We start from the raw sequence: 19,583 nt of genomic DNA, 5'->3' as shown, positions 1-19,583 counted from the left end.
CCGTGCCGATGGCCGGGGCTCACCATAGGCCCTGCTGGCGCAGCAACTCAGCCAGCGGGTGTGCGCCCAGCCCGTGCGCGTCGAAGAGCCGGCCCGCGACCTCGTGTGTGGGATTCTTCCACGCGATGCGCTCTGGCCCGTTCTCTCGCGTGTTGCCACACAGCAGGAGCGACGCCCTCAGCGCCTCGGCGGACGGAAACAGCGTGTGCTCGAAGAGGAGCGGATTCTGGCTGGTGAGAAATACCTGCCGCGCGCCCATTTCCCGCATGCTCGCTTCCACCCAGCGCGGATGCAGCCCATTGCCCAGCTCGTCCGCGATGGTGAAGTCCTCGTTCACGTCCAAGTAATAGAGCAGTGACAGCAGCCGCTTCTGCCCGAAGCCCAGCGCCTCGTGTGTCAGCACCCGGCCATCGCGCCTCGTGAACTCGAAGCCAAAGCCCCCAAAGCCCACGCGCCCTCCGTTCTCGAACGACCGCTTCTCCAGCACCTCCACGCGGAAGCGGCCCGCCTCGAAGCCCGCCAGCGCCACGAACTTCGCCAGGAAGCTGCCTTCGCGCGCGTCGTGCGTCAGCTCCAGCACGTCCGTAACGGATGGCTGCTCCATCTGTTCACGCAGCCAGCCCGGCATCCACGTGGGCAGCGCCATCAGCCCCAGCGGGAACACTTCGCCGTCCCGCACCTCCATGGCGTAGCGGATGGCGCCGATGCGCTCGAACATCCCCAGCGCTTCATCGAAGCGCTGCGGCGCCAGCAGGAACGTGCGGCGCAGCAGCTCCTTGAGCCGCTCCTTCATCCCCGCGTCGATGTACTGCGCCGTCATGAACAGCAGCGTCCACACCGACCGGTCCAGCAGCGACCAGTGCATGCTCCGCGACCACACGGCCTCGCCGTCCACCTTGCAGTCCATGCCCGCCGCGTCCGCACGCATCACCAACCTGGCCGACGGCGAATGGAACTGCACGTCCACTTCGATGCGCGGGTGCAGCGAGGAATCCAGCGCGGGCGTGCGCAGCGGCATCAGCGCGGAGCCCTTTCGCGGCGGTGCCTCCGCGTCCGGCGCAGGAGCGTTCTCCTCGTTCCGGACGAAGACGTGCAGCTTCATGCCCGGGAACGCCAGGTCGTACTCCAGCGCGAACGGCTCGTGGATGAGGCCGGAGAAGTCCGAGCCCAGCACCGTGGAGATGAGCTCCAACAGCGTCGTCCTGCCGGTGCCGTTCTCTCCCAGCACCAGATTGCACGACGGGCTGAACACCAGCGAGGTGCCAGGGACGACGTTCCGGTAGTGATGGACCTCGAGCCGCGTGAGCTTCATGGGTCTCCTCGGCGCGCAGCATGGCCAGTGTGGGCGCGCGGGGGAACCGCGCAATGTCACGGAATGTCCACCTCCATTCGTGTGTAGAGGGCGCCCGAGCCCCTCCCTGGACGGTCGCCGCATGACGCGGTGCAGGCCAAGGTGGAACGTGAGGTGGAGCGAGACCTCATCTATACACTCCGCCGGCTCTGCGACCCCTCCGGGTCGGAAAGGACGAAGTGAGGACGATGAAGAACCAGCTTCTCAGCTGTATGGCCTCCGCGCTCATGACCCTGTCGGCGATGCCCGCGCTGGCTCAACTCAAGCTGCCGGCCGCCAGCCCCGCGGCGAAGGTGACGCAGGAGGTGGGTGTCTCCGAGATTTCCGTCGAATATTCCAGCCCCGCGGTGAAGGGCCGGAAGGTCTGGGGCGAGCTGGTCCCCAATGACAAGGCCTGGCGCAGCGGCGCCAACTCGGCGACGAAGATTACCTTCAGCCACCCTGTCACCTTTGGCGGCAAGGCCGTTCCGGCGGGCTCCTACGCCATCGTCAGCCTTCCCTCGCAGAAGGGTTGGAAGGTGATGCTGAACACGGACCTGGGCCTGTGGCGGGGCGGCGCGCCCTACGACACCGCCAAGGACGTGGCCTCGGTGAGCGCCACCACCACGGAGATTCCGTCGCGCGAGCGCCTGACGTACCTCTTCACCGACACCACGGACACCGGCACGCGGCTGGACCTGGAGTGGGAGAAGCTGCGCATCTCCGTGCCCATCACTGTGGACACCGCCGCCCTCGCGAAGGCGAACATCGAGCAGGCGCAGAAGAGCACGGCCATGATGCACGCGAGCGCCGCCTCCTACGTGGCGGAGGCCACCAAGGACTACGCCGCCGCGCTGAATCACGCCGACGCGGCCGTGGCCGCCAACCCCACCTGGTACAACCACTGGGTTCGCGCGGGTGTCCTGTCGCAGATGGGCAAGTACAGCGAGGCCCGCAAGGCCGCGCAGGCCGCGTGGGACCTGGGGCAGAAGGACAAGAACTTCTTCTACCGTGACCAGGTCTCCAAGGCGCTGGCGGAGTGGAAGAACAAGAAGTAGCCAGCCGCTCCCGGGGCTCCTCAGCGACGGAGGGGCCCCGTCAGGAGCCGGCGGTAGAGCGCTTCGTAGCGGTCGATGGCGGGTTCCTTCTGGAAGCGCTCCAGGACCTGCGCCCGCGCGCGGTGCGAGAAGCCCTGCCAACGCTCCGCGTCCTCGACCAATGTGAGCACGTGCCGGGCCATGGTCGGGACGTCACCCAGCGGCGCCAGGAAGCCCGTTTCCCCGTGCGTGACGAGCTCTGGGATTCCGCCCAGGTCGCTGGCCACCACGGGAATGCCGCAGCTGAGCGCTTCCAACGCGGCGAGCCCGAAGCTCTCCTGCTCGCTGGGAAGCAGGAAGACGTCGGAGGCGGCGACCAGTTCCTCGAAGCGGTCCTGCTTGCCGAGGAACGCGACGCGGCCCTCCAGGCCCATCTCCCGCAGCATCCGCTCCGCGGGCGAGCGCTCCGGACCGTCCCCCACCATCACCAGGCGGCAGGGACGGTGGCGGTGGACCTCGGTGAAGATGGCGACCACGTCGACGATGCGCTTCACCGGCCGGAAGTTGGAGACGTGGATGAGCACCGGCTCGTGGTCACGCAGGGCCGGGAAGAGCGCGCGCAGGCAGGCGCGGTCTCGCACCGGGGCATAGCGGGCGGTGTCCACGAAGTTGGTGATGACGTCGATGGGGACGCTCTCGGGAATGTCGAAGCCCCGCCACGTCGCGCGGCGCAGGTAGGCCGACGGCACCGTCACCGCGTCGCTTCGCGTGATGGAGAAGCGCGTAATCGGCAGGTAGCTGGGGTCGATTCCCACCAGCGTGGTGTCCGTCCCGTGCAGGGTGGTGACGACTCGCGGCGCCTTGTGGCCCAGCACCTCGCGCGCCATCCACGCGGCGGTGGCGTGAGGCACCGCGTAATGGACGTGCAGGATGTCCAGGCGCTCGTAGTTGGCGACCTCGATCATCTTGGAGGCCAGCGCGATGGGATAGGTGCTGGACTGCTGGAGCGCCGGGTAGTCGCTCTCCGTCACCTCGTGGAAGACGACCTTCCGGTTCGCGCCATGGAGGCGTACCGGCAGGTCCCGAGCGATGAAGTGGACGCGGTGGCCCCGGTCCGCCATCGCGAGGCCAATCTCCGTGGCGACCATGCCGCTGCCACCGAAGGTCGGAAAGCAGGTGATGGCCACGTTGAGCGGGGCGTTCATGTGCGTGCCGGGAAGAACAGGGGTCGGGCGAAGCTATTCCTGCGAAAGTGGTCGAGCGGGTCGGCCAGTCCCAACGCCTCGCGGAGGACGTAGGGCTCGCCGTGGGTGACGCCAATCTGCGCGCCATAGAAGCGATCCCTGGCTTCCAGCGAGGACAGCGACAGCGGTGAGCCCACCAGCGTGGGCGGGGCGTCCGGCCGGGGCATCACCTGGCTGGCGTAGCAATGCACCGCCGCCAGCTTGCGCTCGTAGACGGCGGAGACGTCGACGACGACGCTGGGCTCGGCCAGGTGCCGCAGCGGGTAGTAGAGGACCTGCCGCGGCGTGAAGGGCTCCGCTGCGGGCTCGGCGTCGAACTTGCGCACGCCCGCGAAGAAGAGGGCGCGCGTCACCATCGCACTGGCGGCTTCATGGTCCGGGTGCCGCTCCTGCTCCCAGGGCACGACGACCAGCTCCGGACGCAGGCGGCGCAGCGCTTCCACCACGCGGGCCACGGCGGCCGTGCGGGCGCGCTCGGGCTCGGGCGTGTCGAAGCCCGCCCACGGATTGAGCCAGCCGTCGGGCAGCTCCAGGTTCTCCCGGTGGGCCAGGCCCAGCGCGCGGGTGGCGGCCTCCGTCTCCTCCACGCGGGACTGGAGCGTGCCGCGCGAGCTCTTCTCTCCGCGCGTCAGGTCGACGATGCCAGTGCGGTAGCCACGGGCGGCCATGCTCGCCAGCAGCCCGCCGCAGAACAGCTCCACGTCATCTGGGTGGGGGCCGAAGGCGAGCACGTCGATGCCGTAGGCGGTGCCATTCGCGCTCATGGCGTCAGGTCCTTCGAGTCACCGGAGAAGGGGACACACGCGTCCAGCACCAACTGGGTGAAGGCTCGCGCCCCGATGCGGCAGGCGAAGTAGGGCAGCCCGAGGACCCGCTCCTGGGGCGCGCCCTCCGGGAAGAGGAAGGTGCGCAGGCGGTCCACCTGTTCGGCCGCCGTGGCATCGCGCCGGGCGAGCGCGCGGCGGTAGCGGCCCGTCAGACGGGACACCGCGACACGCACCGTGCCCTCGGTGCGGCGCAGCGCATCCTGGAGGTTCGTGTCCACCGCCGACACCTGCCCGGCGACGCGCTCCAATTCGGAGGAGAATGCGCCGAAGAGGCGGGCCTCAAGAGCCTCGGGCGTCTCCAGCGACTCCGGGGCATCACGCGTGGCCAGCCGCGTGAGCAGCGTGTCGCGCGGCACGTTCACCTCATCCGGCTGGAGTCCCACCCTGCCGAGCCACCGTCGCGCGCGATCATCGAGCACCCGGAAGCGGGCCCGAGGAATGGCGAGCGGCATCGGACGTCCCGCGTGGGCGTAGAGCGGTGCCAGTTGCGCGAAGTAGGCCAGCTCGCCCGGGCCGCCGACATACGCGGCCGTGGGGAGCCAGGTGTCCTGGAGGAGGGGACGCAGCAGCGCGGACGTGGTGAAGCGCAGCGGCTCTCGCTCCAGGGCGGCATGCAGCGCGTCCTGGGTGATGGCGCTGCTGTCCGGGTGACCCACCAGACTCCAGGCCCCCGCTTCCGCCGGGTCCATCCGGTAGCGCGGGCCATCGAGCGCATCCGGAGAGAAGAAGCTGAGCGGCGAGCCCGGACGGACATGGACCTGCACCGTGTAGCCCGCGCGGGTGAGCGCCTCCGTTCGGGCCGCGAGCACCGAGGCGAGTGCCCCCGCTTCCTGGAGGGCGAAGCGATGCACGGGCGCGGCCAGTGGCGCCAGCCGTGCGTCTCTCGGGTCGACGAAGACGAGTCCCTCGTCGGCGAAGAGGGATGACAGTACGTCGGTGAAGGCTCCCGCGAGCGTGGCTTCGGGACGGTAGGCCCGCTCCAGCAGGGAGAGGAATTCCTCCGCGTGGGGTTCTGCTTCCAGCTCGGCGCGGAGGGTGGCCAGGGCGGGGAGGACGCTCGGTCCAAGGTGACGGTGGGCGATGGGCGCTCGAGACGCTGCTGCATCCGGAAGCTCGAGCGCCAGTCGACATGGCCCTCCGCCCGGACGTGGGATGACACAGTGGTCAATCTCCGGAAGGTCGTGGTCCTCCGTCTGGAGCCAGAAGACGGGAACACAGGGCCGGCCGGTTTCTTCCCGAAGCGCGCGCGCCGTGACGATGGCGGATGCGGCCTTGTAGAGCGTGTACAGCGGCCCCAGGAAGAGGCCCATCTGCTGCCCCGTCACCACCGCCACGGTGCCGGGCTGCGCGAGCAGCGCGAGGTTGCGCTCCCGCGCGGGACTGGGCGCGAGGCGCGCGTTCTGCGCACCGAGGACGTCCAGCAACGCGGGCGACACCGCGCGCGACGCGGCGGCGGCCACGGCCCGGGCGCGCGCTTCACGGTGTCGATAGTCGTCGGAAAGGAAGGAGAGCGCGGACGCATCTCCGCGAAGCCACGCAGTCGAGAACGAGGACGTCACGGCATGCCGTGATAACAGGTCGCGGCGGACGCGCCACCGGAAGTGCACGCCTGCACGTCATGTGCGGCCGTGACGGCGCGTGTCATCCCGGGTCGAACGCGAGCCGCGCGCAGGGAAGAGGCTTGTTATAGGGTCCGCCCGAATGCGGAACCTGCTCCTCGGAATGACGCTGGCCATGAGCCTTGGAATCGGGTCGACGGCGGTGGCGCAGCCTCCTCGGCAGCTCCACGCGGGTGAAATCGCGGCGGGCCTGAAGCGGCTCGGTGTGACGGGCAGTGTTCTCTATGTCGCGGCCCACCCGGACGACGAGAACACGCGCTTGCTCGCGTGGCTGGTGGGAGACCGCGGCCTGCGCGCGGGTTACCTGTCCGTGACGCGCGGCGATGGTGGGCAGAACCTCATCGGTACCGAGCAGGACGCCCTGTTGGGGCTCATCCGCACGCACGAGTTGCTCGCCGCGCGGAGCGTGGACGGAGCGGAGCAGTTCTTCACGCGGGCGCGGGACTTCGGCTACTCGAAGAGCGCGGAAGAGGCGCTGCGCATCTGGGGACATGAAGCGGTGCTGGCGGACGTGGTGCTCGCCATCCGCCGCTTCCAGCCGGACGTCATCATCACCCGCTTCACCACGGAGCCGCCGAACCACGGCCACCACACAGCCTCGGCGCTGCTCGCGGCGGAGGCCTTCATCGCCGCCGCCGACCCGAAGCGCTTCCCCGAGCAGCTCTCCGAGGTGAAGCCCTGGAAGACGGACCGCCTGCTGCAGAACGCCTCCCAATGGTGGTTCAAGCCCGATGAGGACCTGTCCCGCTACGTGAAGCTGGAGGTGGGCGGCTACGACGCGTTGCTCGGGCGTTCGTGGGGCGAGGTGGCCGCGGAGAGCCGCAGCCAGCACAAGAGCCAGGGTTTCGGCCAGGCCACGGACCGAGGCCCCAGCACGGAGTACTTCACACCGCTGGCGGGGACGCTGCCAAAGCGCGATGTGTTCGAGGGGCTCGACTTCTCCTGGAAACGTTGGAAGGGCTCCGAGGCCGTGTCCCGCGCGGTGGCCGCCGCGACGAAGGCGTTCGATGCGCGCGCCCCCCACCGCTCCCTTCCCGCGCTTGTCCGCGTCCACGAGGCGCTGACCGCGCTGCCGGACACCCACCCGTGGAAGGCGCCCAAGCTGCGGGAGACGGAGGCGCTCATCGCCGCCTGCGCGGGCCTGTTCCTGGAGGTGCGAGCCTCCGCGCCCACGGGCATCCCGGGACTGCCGGTGGCGTTGGACGTGGTGGCGCTGAACCGCTCGCCCGCCGCCGTCGAGTGGGTGGGGCTGACGCTGCCAGGCGAGAAACCCGAGGCCGTGGGGAAGGCGCTGGGGGCGAACGTGCCCTTGAAGCTGTCGCGCACGGTGACGCTGCCGACGACGGCGCCCATCTCCACGCCCTACTGGCTCCGCGAGCCCGTCACCGGAGGGCTCTATACGCTCGAAGGCGAGGACCGCGCGCTCACCGGCCAGCCGGAGGGCGTTCCCGCGCTGTCGGTGGCGTTCGAATACAAGGTCGCGGGGCGGCGCTTCCGCGCGGTGCGTCCGGTGGTCTACGTCTGGACGGACCCGGTGAGCGGCGAGCTCTACCGTGACTTCGAGGTCGTCCCGCCCGTCACCGCCACGCTGGCGCAGGACGTGCTCATGTTCCCCAACGGCGAGTCCCGTGTCGTGCCGGTGGTGCTGGCCGCGGGGATGGACCAGGTGCCGGGCACGGTGCGGATGGTGGCGCCGCCCGGCTGGCGCGTGGAGCCCGCGTCGGTCGAGTTCAAGCTCGCGACACGCGGCGACGAGCGCACCATCACCTTCCAGGTGACGCCGCCCCAGGGCTCGACGCAGAAGGGTGACCTCTCCGTGGATGTCGACGTGGGGGACCGCGCCTGGTCCTGGCGTGCCCGCTCCGTGTCCTATCCCCACATCCCGCCGCTGACGGTGCGCCAGCCGTCCACGGCCACGGTGGTGCCCTTCTCCCTGGCCATGAAGGGCAAGCGCATCGGCTACATCCCCGGGCCGGGCGACCGCGTCGCGGAGAGCCTGAGCGCGGTGGCTATGAGGTGACGCTGCTTCCCGAGGAGCGGCTGGCTCGGGAGAAGCTGGAGCGCTTCGACGCCATCCTCGTGGGCGTGCGCGCCTTCAACGCCAACACGCACCTGACCGTCCATCGGGAGCGGCTGCTCCAGTACGTGGAAGGCGGTGGGCGGTTGGTGGTGCAGTACAACACCAACAGCCGCGTGGGGCCGCTCACGTCCTTTGTCGGGCCCTATCCCTTGGAGATTGGTCGCGACCGGGTGACGGACGAGACGGCCGTGATGACGCCGCTCCGCGCCGATGAGCCGCTGCTGCGCACGCCCAATGCGCTGACGGCCGCGGACTTCGAGGGCTGGGTCCAGGAGCGCGGTCTCTACTTCGCGTCGTCGTGGGACGCTCGCTACCAGCCCGTGTTCGCCATGCACGATGCCGGCGAGGCGCCGCTCCAGGGCGCGCTGTTGGTCGCCCGCCATGGCAAGGGCACGTTCGTCTACACGGGCCTCGCTTTCTTCCGTCAGCTTCCCGCCGGAGTTCCCGGCGCCTACCGCCTGTTGGCCAACATCCTTTCTCAATGAGCACTGCCCCCCATCTGAATCCGAGTGAGCCCTCCGCCGAGGCCCCCGCGCCCCGGCCCGAGCTCGATGACGCGCCGCCGCTGTTGGGCTCGTGGCGCAACATCTACATCCTGGTGCTGGGCACCTTCGTCCTGTTCCTCGCCCTGGGCTGGGTGCTCACGGAGGTGTATTCGTGACGGGGCTCGACTGGGTGGTGCTCGGTGGCACCATCGCGTTCATCGTGGTGTGGGGCATCTGGAAGTCCCGCGGCGCGGCCTCCAGCGAGGAGTACCTGCGCGGCGGCCGCGAGCTGAAATGGCCCACCATCGGCCTGGCGGTGATGGCCACACAGGCCAGCGCCATCACGTTCCTCTCCGTCCCCGGGCAGGCCTACGAGGACGGGATGCGCTTCGTGCAGTTCTACTTCGGACTGCCGATCGCGATGATCATCATCAGCGCCGTCTTCGTGCCCATCTACTACCGGCTGAACGTCATCACGGCCTATGAGTACCTGGAGTCACGCTTCGACCTGAAGACGCGGCTGCTGGGCGCCTTCCTCTTCCTCATCCAGCGGGGACTCGCGGCCGGCATCACCATCTACGCGCCCGCCATCATCCTCTCCGCCATCCTCGGCTGGCCGCTGGAGCCCACCGTCATCGTCATGGGCGCGGTGGTCATCCTCTACACGGTGACGGGCGGGGCCAAGGCGGTGAGCCAGACGCAAAAGCAGCAGATGGTGGTGATGATGGGCGGCATGGTGGTGGCCGCCATCGTCATCGTCTGGCGGCTGCCGGAGCACGTGTCGTTCGGCAAGGCGGTGGACGTCGCGGGCGCATTCGGCCGGATGAACGTGGTCAGCTTCGACTTCGACATGCAGGACCGCTACAACTTCTGGTCCGGCATCACCGGAGGACTGTTCCTGTCCCTGTCGTACTTCGGCACGGACCAGTCGCAGGTGGGCCGCTATCTCTCCGGCCGCTCCATCTCCGAGAGTCGGCTGGGGCTGCTCTTCAACGGCGTGCTGAAAATCCCGATGCAGTTCCTCATCCTCTTCGTCGGGATTCTCGTCTTCGCCTTCTACCAGTTCAGCACGCCGCCGCTGCTCTTCAACGAGGCGCTGCGCACCCGCGTGCAGGGCACGGCGCAGGCGGCCGAGTACGCCGCGCTGGAGTCGAAGTGGGAGCAGGTCCAGTCCGGCAAGCGCGCGGAAGTGGAGCGCTACCTGTCGGCCGTCGATTCAGGCGACGTGGCGGCCGGGGATGCGTCGCGGGCGCTGCTGCAAGGCCATGCGCAGGAGGCGAGCGCCGTCCGCAAGGAGGCCAAGGACCTGGTGGTCCGCGCGCTGCCCGGCGCGGAGACGAAGGACTCCGACTACATCTTCATCTCCTTCGTGAAGCGCTGGCTGCCCAGCGGACTGTTCGGCCTGCTCATCGCCGTCATCCTGTCCGCGGCCATGAGCTCCATCGCCAGCGAGCTGACGGCCCTGGGCACGACGACGACGGTGGACTTCTACCGGCGGGTCTTCCAGCGCAACGCTTCCGACCGGCACGTGCTGGTGGCGTCGAAGCTGTTCACCGTGTTCTGGGGCGTCGTCGCGGTGGGCTTCGCGACCTTCGCGTCGCTCTTGGACAACCTCATCCAGGCGGTGAACATCCTGGGCTCCATCTTCTACGGGACGGTGCTGGGCATCTTCCTGGTGGCCTTCTTCGTGAAGCACGTTCGCGGCCATGCCGTGTTCGCGGCGGCCGTCATCTCCCAGGCGACGGTGATTGCCCTCTTCTTCCTCTCGGACGTGGGCTACCTCTGGTTCAACGTCATCGGCTGCGCGCTGGTGGTGGTGCTGGGCCTGGTGATGCAGGCCGTCCTGCCACGAGGCGAGACGCCGGCCCCGGCGACGGGGGCCTGAGTCCGCGGCATCCAGGGCGGTGAAGGCCGGGAGGCGTCCGTGAAGGGGCGCCGGCCCGGCCTTGAAGTATGCTCGCCCGGGAGAGGGACGGACATGTCTGACGGGAAGAGGCGGCCCGGTCGCCCGGGGCGTTCCGAGGAGCCACGCATCGCCCCGGACGAGGACGAGGACGCGACGCGGGACATTCCGCTCCTCACGCGCCCCGAGGAGACGCGCATGGGGCCCGTGGAGCCTCGCTTCGAGGAAACGCGCATGGGCCCGGTGGAGCCGCTCACCGAGGAGACGCGCATGGGCCCCGTGGAGTCCTTCTCCCAGGTGGAAGACCTGCCCCCCTTGGAGCCTCTCGCGCTGGAGATGCGGATGGGGCCCGTCCCCGACGCTCGGGCTGCCCGGGCGGGTCGCTCACGCGGCGTTGCCAGGAGCGCGCGGACCGAGCCGCCAGCGCCGCCTGCCGAGGTCCACACGGACGTCATGCCCCCGAAGCCTCCCAGGCCACGCGGAGGCCCGGAGGCGAAGGCCACGGGAGGGCTGGTGGGCGCTCCGGAGAAGCGCGCCAGCCCGCCGAAGGCCAGTGCGTCCCCCGCCAGCGTGGGCGTGGTGCGCCTGAGCCCGCTGGAGCCCCTGGGCGCGAAGGTGGTGGCCGCGGAAGAGGCCCCCGCGCTGCGGACGATGTTCGCGAACCACTCGGCGCTGCTGGCCGAGCAGCTCCGCGACGCGCTGTCGACGAAGATGTATGGCCGCGGCCCTCACCGGGTGCTGCGCATCGACGAGCCGGAAGGGCCCAGCACCGCGGGCGGGAAGCTGGCGCGGCAGGCCATCTCCCTGGTGCCTCGCAAGGGCGCGGGGAGCTCGCTGACGTGTGGCTGGGTGGACGTGTCCAAGCGCGAGGCCCAGCTCCGCAACTTCAAGGCGGTGGCGAAGCGGTACGAGCTTCACCACGGCGAGCCGCTGGAGATGCAGGCCGAGGAGTACGAGCGCTTCCTCTCCGACGTCGAGGCCGTGCTCACCCAGGCCGTCATCAAGGTCCGCGTCATCGTCCCCGAGGAAGCGGGCGCGGTGCGCGTCGCGGGCCCCGCCGCCTCCGCCCGCGCGACGGGCGTCCCGCCCCTCTGGGCGGGATTGCTGGCCGTGCTGGCCTTCATGCTGGGCCTGCTCGCGGGGCGGATGGGGTGGGGCGGCTGAGCTACGCGGGGGGCGGGGCCTCACGCTCCCAGTGGCGGCGGGCGATGGACTCGGCGAAGAGCTGGCCGAAGCCCTTCGTCTCCATCTTCGCGCTGCGGACGACGCCGCGCGTGGCGTCCAGGCCCTTGCTCGGCGGCGCCTCCAGGTCGCGCACGCCCGCGGCGTCCAGCAGGGTGTCGGCGTCCGCGGAGAGCGCCAGCGCCTTGCAGTGCACGTAGGCCTCGCGCACGAAGTCCACCGCCAGCGGCACGCGCCGCAGGGCCGCGACGCTCTTCTCTCCACCGGGCACGTAGACGGCGTCGTACATGACGGAGGACGCGGTGGAGAAGGTCCGCAGGGGCCGCTCCTCCCGGCCTTCCTGGCTCGTCACCGGGCTCAGCGTGGGGCCCACCAGCTCCAGCGTCGCGCCGCGCTCCTCCAGCACCTTGCGCACGCCGTCCAGCTCCTTGCCGGCGAAACCGTCCGACACCAGGGCCGCGATCTTCCGCGTCCGGATGGAGTCATGCGGCGAGTTCTCCATGCTCAGCGCCGGGGACGTCTCCACGGAGGGCGCCGCCTTCTTGCCCGCGGCCTTGGACGGCTTGGGGGGCTTGGACACCTTGGGCGGCGTGACGCCCACGGCGCGCGCCACGCGCACGGCCAGCTCCGGGTCCACGTTCACCAGAATCTGGTTCACCACGCGCTCGCGAATCTCCACGCGCTCCACCTTGCCAATCTCGAACTCGAGCGCGGCCACGAGGTGCTCCTGCTCCGGCTTCGACAGGCTCTTGTAGAAAAGGGTGGCCTGGCTGAAGTGGTCGCTGAAGCTGCCGCTGCGCGCGCGAATTTTGTGGCCCTCCACGCGCTCCTGGTAGTGGCGGAAGGCGTTCGTGGGGTTGGCCAGCACCGGGCAGCCGCCGCCCAGGGAGTTGGGATGGTAGTTGGCGCGAGACGTGGGAATCGTCTGCCGCCCGAAGCCGTCCTGCTGGTGGTTGGTGACGGGGCACACCGGCTTGTTGATGGGCAGCTCCGCGAAGTTGGGTCCGCCCAGCCGCGTGAGCTGCGTGTCCAGGTACGAGAAGAGCCGCGCCTGCATCAGCGGGTCATTGGTGAAGTCGATGCCGGGGACGACGTTGGCCACGCAGAAGGCGACCTGCTCCGTCTCCGCGAAGAAGTTGTCCGGGTTGCGGTTGAGCGTCAGCTTGCCCACGCGCTGCACCGGCACCAGCTCCTCGGGGAGCAGCTTGGTGGCGTCCAGCAGGTCGAAGCCGTACTTGAGCTCGTCGCCTTCGGGGATGAATTGGAGCCCCAGCTCGTACTCGGCGAAGTCGCCCTTCTCGATGGACTCCCAGAGGTCGCGGCGGTGGAAGTCCGGGTCCTTGCCGGACAGCTTCTGGGCTTCGTCCCAGGCGAGCGCGTGGTTGCCCAGCAGCGGCTTCCAGTGGAACTTCACCAACGTCGCCTTGCCGGCCGCGTTGACCAGCCGGAAGGTGTGGACGCCGAAGCCCTCCATCATCCGGAAGCTGCGCGGAATGGCGCGGTCCGACATCAGCCACATGATCATGTGCGTCGTCTCGGGGACGAGCGAGACGAAGTCCCAGAGCGAGTCATGCGCCGAGGACGCCTGGGGGATTTCGTTGTGCGGCTCGGGTTTGACCGCGTGGACGAAGTCCGGGAACTTGATGCCGTCCTGGATGAAGAAGACGGGCATGTTGTTGCCCACCAGGTCGAAGTTGCCTTCCTCCGTATAGAACTTGGTGGCGAAGCCGCGCACATCACGCACGGTGTCCGCCGAGCCACGCGAGCCGCCCACAGTGGAGAAGCGCACGAACACCGGCGTGCGCAGGGATGGGTCGGTGAGGAAGCGGGCCTGGGTGTACTTCTCCAGCGACTTGTAGACCTGGAAGTACCCGTGGGCGCCCGCGCCGCGCGCGTGGACGGCGCGCTCCGGGATGCGTTCGTGGTCGAAGCGCATCATCTTCTCCCGGAAGTGGAAGTCCTCCAGGAGCGTGGGGCCGCGGATGCCTGCCTTCAGCGAGTTGTCCGTGTCCGAGATGGGAATGCCCTGGTCCGTGGTGAGGACCTTCCCCTCCGCATGCATCCGGTGGGGTTCGAGGCTTTCGCTCTTGAGCGTGGTGGGCCGGGTCTTCGCCGAGGGCTTGCGCGGTTTCATGGGTGCCTGTCGCCAACGAGAGAGGTGAAGGCGCCGTCTACGCTGGCCGCGTCCACCCTGGGGCCATGAGGCTTGGGGGGACGTCGGCGAGTCGGCACTCGCGCGCGTGGCAGTGTCCGCCACTGCGCGCTCGGACCCCGTGGCGTCAGGCGTGCATCACGGCACGGCGGGCGCGGCCACGGCGGGAGCACCTTCTCCGGCCGGTGCAGCGGCGGCGGCTTCCGTGCGAGCCTTCTCCTCCGCGATGCGCGCGGCCTCGGCCTCCGCGTGCTTCTTCGCGTCGGCCACGGCGACGTCCTTCATGGTCGCCAGGCCCTTCTCGAAGTCCTTCCCAATCATGGCGTCCATGTCCATGAACAGGCTCATCGCCTTGCTCACGAAGTTGTTCTCGCCCGACATGGCCCAGACGACCTGGGTGCCGCCCTCGGCGGCGCTGAAGGCGAAGGTGCTGGTGTTGGTGGCGGCGAAGGGCTTGATGAACTCCAGCTTGATGGTGACCTGCTCGTTGGCCTTGCTGTCGGTGATGGTCATCCGGCCCTCACCGACCTGGTCATTGCCCACCCAGGCGTAGCCCGCGCCGGTGCCAGACTCCGCGCCGGAGTAGGTGCGCTGCGCCTGCGGGTCCAGACCGTCCCAGGGGGACCACTCGGTCCAGCGGTGGAAGTCATTCACCAGCGCGAAGGCGATGTCCGCGGACACGGGGAGCACCGCGGCGCGCTGATAGGTGAACGTGTCGGGGCGGGTGACGACGAAGCCGACGAACAGCAGGATGACGGCGGCGAGGCCGACGAGAATCTTCTTGAGCATGGGGAGTGGGTCCTCACGAGGCGGCCTGGCGTGGCCGCGCTCTTGCCGCGCGTCTTAGAGCGTGTCCGGCGCTCCGCGCAACCCACGCACAGCACAACGACTACGACGGAGATTGGTTGTGGCTCAGCATTCCGGAAGGCCCACGCTCAGGTTGGCCACCTCCAGCACGTTGGCGGCCAGCCCCCCCCGCGACGTCTCTTTGTACTTGTCCTTCATGTCGCGGCCGGTGTCGCGCATCGTCCGGATGACCTTGTCCAGGCTCACGAAGTGACGCCCGTCGCCAGAGAGGGCCATGCGCGTGGCGTTGATGGCCTTCACGGAGGCCATGGCGTTGCGCTCGATGCACGGCACCTGCACCAGTCCGCCAATGGGGTCGCAGGTGAGGCCCAGGTTGTGCTCCATGGCGATCTCCGCCGCGTTCTCCACCTGGAGCGGCGTGCCCCCCATGACCTCCGTGAGCGCACCCGCGGCCATGGAGCAGGCGCTGCCGACTTCACCCTGGCAGCCCACCTCCGCGCCGCTGATGGAGGCGTTCTCCTTGTAGAGCACGCCAATGGCGCCGGCGGTGAGCAGGAAGCGCACCACGCCGTCCTCGTTCGCGCCGGGCACGAAGCGCCAGTAGTAGTGCAGGACGGCGGGGATGATGCCCGCGGCGCCGTTGGTGGGCGCGGTGACGACGCGGCCTCCCGCCGCGTTCTCCTCGTTGACGGCCAGGGCGTAGAGGTTCACCCAGTCCAGCACGGTGAGCGGGTTGGTGAGGCCAGCCTCGGGGCGGCTGATGAGCTTCTGGTACATGCCCGCGGCGCGGCGCTCCACCTTGAGTCCGCCGGGGAGGATGCCGCCGCTGGTGCAGCCTCGGCGCACGCAGGCCTGCATCACGTCCCAGATGCGCAGCAGCCCGGCGCGAATCTCCGCCTCGTCGCGCCAGGTCTTCTCGTTGGCGAGCATGAGCGAGCTGAAGCTCATGCGCTCGCGCTCGCAGTGCGCCAGCAGCGCGGCGGCGGACTGGAAGGGGAAGGGCAGCGGCGTGGTGTCCTTGCTCAGCGGGTCCTTGCCCGCCACGGCGGCGGACTCGTCGACGATGAAGCCGCCGCCCACGGAGTAGTAGACGGCCGATGCCAGCTCCGCTCCGTCCCCGCCGCAGGCGGTGAAGCGCATGCCGTTGGGATGAAAGGGCAGCGAGCGCCGGCGGTGCATGACCAGGTGCTCGCCGTCACGAAACGTCACCTCGCGCTGACCGAGCAGCGCCACGCGGCCTTCCGCGCGCCAGCGGGAAATGATGGCGGGCACGGCCTCCACGTCCACGCCCTCCGGCGTCTCGCCCATCAGGCCCAGCACCAGGGCCTTGTCGCTGCCGTGGCCCTTGCCCGTCGCTCCCAGGGAGCCGAACAACTCCACCTTGAGCCGGGTGAGCCGCTCCAGCACGCCCGTGTCCGCCAGCTTCCGGGCGAACATGCGCGCCGCCCGCATGGGCCCGACGGTGTGCGAGCTGGAGGGTCCGATTCCAATCTTGAAGAGGTCGAAGACGCTGACGGCCATGGCGAGCGCAACATGCCACGTTTCCAGTTCCGTCCCAGTGCCCCTCCGCCGAAGCGCATGTCTCCACGTGGACGGATGAACGTCATTGGAAGTCCAACGAGCGCGGGTAGGTCGCACTCCAGGCGAGAGTCCTCAGTGTCGTGCGCGTGTGACGCGATAGACGCGGTGCGTTGTCTGGCCCGCTGCGTCGAAGTGGCGGGCTCAAGCGACGGCGCGCCGTGGCGCGGACGCCGTGGATGTTTCCGCGCCGTTTCGTTCCTCGTCGATGAGCGCGAGTGACTTGCGGTACTCGGCGGCTTCGGCGACGCGAGTCAGCTCGAAGTCACCGTGGTGCTCGCGCACGGCCTCGGCGATTTCGTCCAGGCTCACCCGGAAGAACTCCTTGCGCTCGTTGATGCGGTTGACGCGCCGGTTGGCGAACGTGCGGTGCAGTTCGGACTCCAGCTTGGGCGCGTCATGGGTGCGGATGATGGCGTGGACGTCGAACTCGAAGGGGACGGACGCGTCACCCAGTTCGTCAATGCGGTCCATCGGGACGAGCCGCCGCGTCATCCCGACCTTGTAGACGTCCTCGCCGAACGAGCCGATGTTGGAGATAACGTAGACGTGTCCGGTGCGGGTGAGCTGGGCCTGGGAGATGGCGCGTTGACGCTCCAGGTCCTCGGCCAACCGGCGCTCCAGTTCCGCGATGCGCTCTTGCAGTCTCTGCTGCTGCGCACCGGTGCTCTGCTCGAACTCGGTGCGGGCCTTGCGCAGGGCCTCCTCGTCGCGCCGCGCTTCCCGCTCGGCTTCGAGCCGGGCGCGCTCCAACTCGCGCTGGGCGGCTTCTTCCTCACGCATCTGCTCGCGGATGCGCCGCTGCTCGTCCTTCTCCTGCTGAAGCTTCTCCTGGTACTCGTGGGCGAGCCGCAGTTCGTCCAGCTTGAGGTCCACGTACTTCGTGGCGATGAAGCACTGCTGGATTTCGGTGAGGGCGCTGATGGCGTCCGCGGCCTTCTGGATGCGCGCCTCCATGGCCTTGACGTTCTTGTAGCTGACCTTGGCGACGCAGGCGTCCGCCTCGCCGTTGAAGGCGCGCAGCATCAGTTTCAGCGTCCGCTCCGTCTGCTTGCGGCCCTCCGCCTTGCTGCCGTTGACCTCCCACTCAATCTTGCAAAAGGCGGCCTTCTTCTCCTTGAGCATTTCCTTCTGACGCTCGCGGATGTCTTCCAGGCGCTCCTCGTACTTCTCCGATGTGGAGAAGTTGTAGACGGGTTTGTAGAGCCCGTAGGAGCGGAGGACCGACTCCTCCTCCAAAGGGCGCAGCTCCGCGGCCAGCCGGGAGATGGTGTTCTCGAGCTGGGTGCGCTCGACCTGCGCCTGTTGGCGCTGGACTTCCGCCTCACGGGCGTCTTTCTCCGCCTGCTCCCGGATGCGCGTTGCCTCGGCCTGGGCCTGAGTCTGAGCCTGGGAGATGGCGCGTTCATTCTCCTCCTTCGCGTGCACCAAGTTCAGCCTGGCGCTCTGGATGGCGGCCTCCGCGTCCTCTCGAGCCCGCGTCAGCTCCGCCGTGACGCGGTTCCGCTCCGCGGCCAGGGACTGGGCGGTGTCCGACCTCTCGCGGGTCAGCTCAGCGGCCACCCGGTTCCGTTCCATGGCCAGCGTGTGCGTGGATTCGGCCTTCTCGCGCGTCAGCTCCGACAGGACGCGCTGGCGTTCGGCCTCCACGTCGAGCACGGGCTTGAAGCGCCTCTTCACGGCGGCGAGCCGGATGGCGGTGAAGACGAGCAGCCCGGACGACAACAGGCTCACAAGCCCCAGGACCCAGACGGCAGGCTGCATCGGTGTCTCCCCCTCGGATGGCCTCCTCGTGGAAGGAGGCGCGTGGCCGCATCTACGGCCCATAGTGGGGGCCGATGCTCAGTCAACGCGCGTGCGTCCCGGAATCCCCCCTCGGGAGTATGGACCTTTCCGCGAAGGAAATCGGTCGGGGTCGTTTCCTACCCGGATTCCACACCGGGAGACGAGATGAGGGGCAGAGGACTGTTCGCCGCGATGAGCTGCATCACCCTGGCCACCACGGGGTGTGGTTCCGAGGGGCCACCCGCACAGAATTGGGAGGTGGGTTCGGGGCTCCGGTTGGATGACAGCAACGTCGTCAGTGTCGCGTATGGAACGGGGCCGGGGACCGTCGTGGAAGGGAGCGACCCTCGCTTGAGCGATGCGCGTCCGCCGCTGCCGGGCAGTGGGGGCTACATCCAGAATGGGACGCAGCCCCAGGACGCCTCGCTGTCTCTCGCGGGCACGGCCAGCACGCGGTCCGGTCTGTTCGTCGACGCGGCGGCGGCTGTCTCGTCCCCCGTACCGCTGCTTCGCGTCACGAACACGAGCGAGGCCCAGCCAGTCTGGGACGCATTGCCGGTCTTCACGGTGGACTCCGGCGGCGGACTGCTGGCGCGAGGCGCGTATGAGCTGGGAGCGCCGCTGCCGATGAGCGGCAGAGGCATGCGGCTCATGTGGGCGCCGGCCCGCGGAGTGTTCCGCGCGGGCAACGCGGAGACTGAGTGGGACATCGCCAACGTGGGGGAATATTCGTGGGCCGGAGGCAACCGGAGCCGGGCCAGTGGGTACGGCACTTTCGCCTTCGGTGACCAGTGCGTCGCCAGCGGCACGGTGGCCGTGTGCTTCGGCTCTAGCAATCAGGCGACGGGAACGGCGAGCTTCACCAGTGGTGCGTCCAACACCGCGAGCGGCTTTGGCTCCACGGCCCTGGGGTACACCAGCACCGCGGCGGGGCAGGGGAGCGTGGCGCTCGGGTACAGCGCCCAGGCAACGGGCGATTACGGCGTCGCGCTGGGCTATCGCGTGTCCACGGGGGGCCGCACAGGCGCGTTCATCTGGGGCGACGGGTCGACCACCACCGCCACCAGCACCGCGGACAACCAGTTCATGGTGCGCGCCGCGGGAGGCGTCCGCCTGCGGACCCGCGCCGACCTGGGGACGGGGTGTGACCTTCCGGCGAACTCGGGTGTGTTCACCTGCACGTCGGACCGCAACATGAAGGAGGACTTCCGCCACGTCGATGGGGAGGCCCTCCTGGCGAAGGTGGCGAAACTGCCCGTGGAGTCCTGGCGCTACAAGGGCGAAGACCGGCAGGTGCGGCACCTGGGGCCCGTGGCGCAGGACTTCCGCGCCGCGTTTGGCCTGGGGACCGATGACACCAGCATCGGCATGCTCGACATCGACGGGGTAAACATGGCTGCCATCCAGGCGCTGGAGCGGCGGACGCGGGAGCTGAACGCGAAGAGCGCCGAGCTCGACGCGCTCAAGGCGGAGCTGGCGGAGCTGAAGGCGAGCGTGGCGCAGTTGAAGGCGTCGCTGCCGCGTCCGTGAGCCGCTGACGCCAAAAACACGAAG

General features: G+C 69.1%; 15 protein-coding genes. 7 read left to right on the top strand and 8 right to left on the bottom strand.

The genetic code is table 11. The features are described from left to right. Positions 1 to 19 precede the first annotated feature (19 nt). The gene (locus OZ403_RS32805) at positions 20 to 1,312 is read right to left on the bottom strand and encodes an AAA family ATPase (protein WP_268782609.1); all 1,293 of its coding nucleotides are present in this window, start codon (positions 1,310 to 1,312) and stop codon (positions 20 to 22) included. A 227-nt stretch (positions 1,313 to 1,539) separates the two neighbouring features. Between OZ403_RS32805 and OZ403_RS32800 the strand changes: the two genes are divergently transcribed. Continuing rightward, on the top strand, positions 1,540 to 2,388 hold the full coding sequence (locus OZ403_RS32800) for a DUF2911 domain-containing protein (RefSeq protein WP_237077642.1): 849 nt from the start codon (positions 1,540 to 1,542) through the stop codon (positions 2,386 to 2,388). 20 nt (positions 2,389 to 2,408) lie between these two features. On the opposite strand, the gene bshA is transcribed toward OZ403_RS32800, so the two are convergent. From bshA to bshC, 3 genes are read right to left on the bottom strand one after another with little or no spacing between them, the layout of a single operon-like run. Next, a complete protein-coding gene (gene bshA / locus OZ403_RS32795) occupies positions 2,409 to 3,572 on the bottom strand; it encodes an N-acetyl-alpha-D-glucosaminyl L-malate synthase BshA (protein ID WP_268782608.1) in 1,164 nt (387 codons plus the stop codon). Further along, positions 3,569 to 4,375 carry a bacillithiol biosynthesis deacetylase BshB1 gene (gene bshB1, locus OZ403_RS32790; protein WP_268782607.1) on the bottom strand — a complete coding sequence of 269 codons (807 nt, stop codon included), beginning with the start codon at positions 4,373 to 4,375 and terminating at the stop codon, positions 3,569 to 3,571. Before bshB1 ends, bshA begins: the two co-directional genes overlap by 4 nt. Beyond that, positions 4,372 to 6,045: a bacillithiol biosynthesis cysteine-adding enzyme BshC gene (gene bshC, locus OZ403_RS32785; RefSeq protein ID WP_268782606.1), complete on the bottom strand. Its 1,674-nt coding sequence runs from the start codon at positions 6,043 to 6,045 to the stop codon at positions 4,372 to 4,374. Before bshC ends, bshB1 begins: the two co-directional genes overlap by 4 nt. Before the next feature lie 127 nt (positions 6,046 to 6,172). On the opposite strand from bshC, the gene OZ403_RS32780 reads away from it, so the two are divergent. The 5 genes from OZ403_RS32780 to OZ403_RS32760 all read left to right on the top strand — a co-directional run bounded on the left by OZ403_RS32780 (position 6,173) and on the right by OZ403_RS32760 (position 11,689). Continuing rightward, on the top strand, positions 6,173 to 8,077 hold the full coding sequence (locus OZ403_RS32780; RefSeq protein WP_268782605.1) for a PIG-L family deacetylase: 1,905 nt from the start codon (positions 6,173 to 6,175) through the stop codon (positions 8,075 to 8,077). After that, positions 8,074 to 8,622, top strand: a complete 549-nt coding sequence (locus OZ403_RS32775) for a hypothetical protein (RefSeq protein WP_268782604.1) — start codon at positions 8,074 to 8,076, stop codon at positions 8,620 to 8,622. Before OZ403_RS32780 ends, OZ403_RS32775 begins: the two co-directional genes overlap by 4 nt. Beyond that, positions 8,619 to 8,798 (top strand): hypothetical protein, encoded by a 180-nt coding sequence (locus OZ403_RS32770; RefSeq protein ID WP_140795174.1) that lies wholly within the window; start codon positions 8,619 to 8,621, stop codon positions 8,796 to 8,798. Before OZ403_RS32775 ends, OZ403_RS32770 begins: the two co-directional genes overlap by 4 nt. Beyond that, positions 8,795 to 10,507 carry a sodium:solute symporter gene (locus tag OZ403_RS32765; protein ID WP_140795173.1) on the top strand — a complete coding sequence of 571 codons (1,713 nt, stop codon included), beginning with the start codon at positions 8,795 to 8,797 and terminating at the stop codon, positions 10,505 to 10,507. The genes OZ403_RS32770 and OZ403_RS32765 overlap by 4 nt, the downstream gene beginning before the upstream one ends. 93 nt (positions 10,508 to 10,600) lie before the next feature. Then, positions 10,601 to 11,689 carry a hypothetical protein gene (locus tag OZ403_RS32760; RefSeq protein WP_268782603.1) on the top strand — a complete coding sequence of 363 codons (1,089 nt, stop codon included), beginning with the start codon at positions 10,601 to 10,603 and terminating at the stop codon, positions 11,687 to 11,689. A 1-nt stretch (position 11,690) separates the two neighbouring features. Here OZ403_RS32760 and OZ403_RS32755 read toward each other — a convergent pair whose 3' ends face one another. The 4 genes from OZ403_RS32755 to OZ403_RS32740 all read right to left on the bottom strand — a co-directional run bounded on the left by OZ403_RS32755 (position 11,691) and on the right by OZ403_RS32740 (position 18,008). Beyond that, positions 11,691 to 13,841 (bottom strand): catalase, encoded by a 2,151-nt coding sequence (locus OZ403_RS32755; RefSeq protein WP_268782602.1) that lies wholly within the window; start codon positions 13,839 to 13,841, stop codon positions 11,691 to 11,693. 156 nt (positions 13,842 to 13,997) lie between these two features. After that, a complete protein-coding gene (locus OZ403_RS32750) occupies positions 13,998 to 14,648 on the bottom strand; it encodes an SRPBCC family protein (RefSeq protein ID WP_140795170.1) in 651 nt (216 codons plus the stop codon). Positions 14,649 to 14,771: 123 nt separating this feature from the next. Further along, on the bottom strand, positions 14,772 to 16,187 hold the full coding sequence (locus OZ403_RS32745) for an L-serine ammonia-lyase (protein ID WP_140795169.1): 1,416 nt from the start codon (positions 16,185 to 16,187) through the stop codon (positions 14,772 to 14,774). Positions 16,188 to 16,388: 201 nt separating this feature from the next. Further along, positions 16,389 to 18,008, bottom strand: a complete 1,620-nt coding sequence (locus tag OZ403_RS32740) for a DUF4041 domain-containing protein (RefSeq protein WP_140795168.1) — start codon at positions 18,006 to 18,008, stop codon at positions 16,389 to 16,391. Between the two features lie 186 nt (positions 18,009 to 18,194). Here OZ403_RS32740 and OZ403_RS32735 point away from each other — a divergent pair, with 186 nt between their 5' ends. Next, positions 18,195 to 19,559, top strand: a complete 1,365-nt coding sequence (locus tag OZ403_RS32735; protein WP_268782601.1) for a tail fiber domain-containing protein — start codon at positions 18,195 to 18,197, stop codon at positions 19,557 to 19,559. The last annotated feature ends 24 nt before the right edge of the window (positions 19,560 to 19,583 follow it).

The sequence above is a fragment of the Myxococcus sp. NMCA1 genome (assembly GCF_026810205.1).
In the GTDB taxonomy this organism is placed as follows: Bacteria; Myxococcota; Myxococcia; order Myxococcales; family Myxococcaceae; genus Myxococcus; species Myxococcus xanthus_A.
This window is presented reverse-complemented; position numbering and strand designations above follow the sequence as displayed.

What these genes read in the sequence shown, in the direction of transcription:
- OZ403_RS32780 (WP_268782605.1), top strand. Translation starts at nt 6,173, where the DNA reads ATGAGCCTTGGAATCGGGTCGACGGCGGTGGCGCAGCCTCCTCGGCAG.
- OZ403_RS32800 (WP_237077642.1), top strand. Translation starts at nt 1,540, where the DNA reads ATGAAGAACCAGCTTCTCAGCTGTATGGCCTCCGCGCTCATGACCCTG.
- bshA (WP_268782608.1), bottom strand. Translation starts at nt 3,572, where the DNA reads ATGAACGCCCCGCTCAACGTGGCCATCACCTGCTTTCCGACCTTCGGT.
- OZ403_RS32750 (WP_140795170.1), bottom strand. Translation starts at nt 14,648, where the DNA reads ATGCTCAAGAAGATTCTCGTCGGCCTCGCCGCCGTCATCCTGCTGTTC.
- OZ403_RS32740 (WP_140795168.1), bottom strand. Translation starts at nt 18,008, where the DNA reads ATGCAGCCTGCCGTCTGGGTCCTGGGGCTTGTGAGCCTGTTGTCGTCC.
- OZ403_RS32805 (WP_268782609.1), bottom strand. Translation starts at nt 1,312, where the DNA reads ATGAAGCTCACGCGGCTCGAGGTCCATCACTACCGGAACGTCGTCCCT.
- OZ403_RS32770 (WP_140795174.1), top strand. Translation starts at nt 8,619, where the DNA reads ATGAGCACTGCCCCCCATCTGAATCCGAGTGAGCCCTCCGCCGAGGCC.
- OZ403_RS32755 (WP_268782602.1), bottom strand. Translation starts at nt 13,841, where the DNA reads ATGAAACCGCGCAAGCCCTCGGCGAAGACCCGGCCCACCACGCTCAAG.
- OZ403_RS32760 (WP_268782603.1), top strand. Translation starts at nt 10,601, where the DNA reads ATGTCTGACGGGAAGAGGCGGCCCGGTCGCCCGGGGCGTTCCGAGGAG.
- bshB1 (WP_268782607.1), bottom strand. Translation starts at nt 4,375, where the DNA reads ATGAGCGCGAATGGCACCGCCTACGGCATCGACGTGCTCGCCTTCGGC.
- OZ403_RS32735 (WP_268782601.1), top strand. Translation starts at nt 18,195, where the DNA reads ATGAGGGGCAGAGGACTGTTCGCCGCGATGAGCTGCATCACCCTGGCC.
- OZ403_RS32745 (WP_140795169.1), bottom strand. Translation starts at nt 16,187, where the DNA reads ATGGCCGTCAGCGTCTTCGACCTCTTCAAGATTGGAATCGGACCCTCC.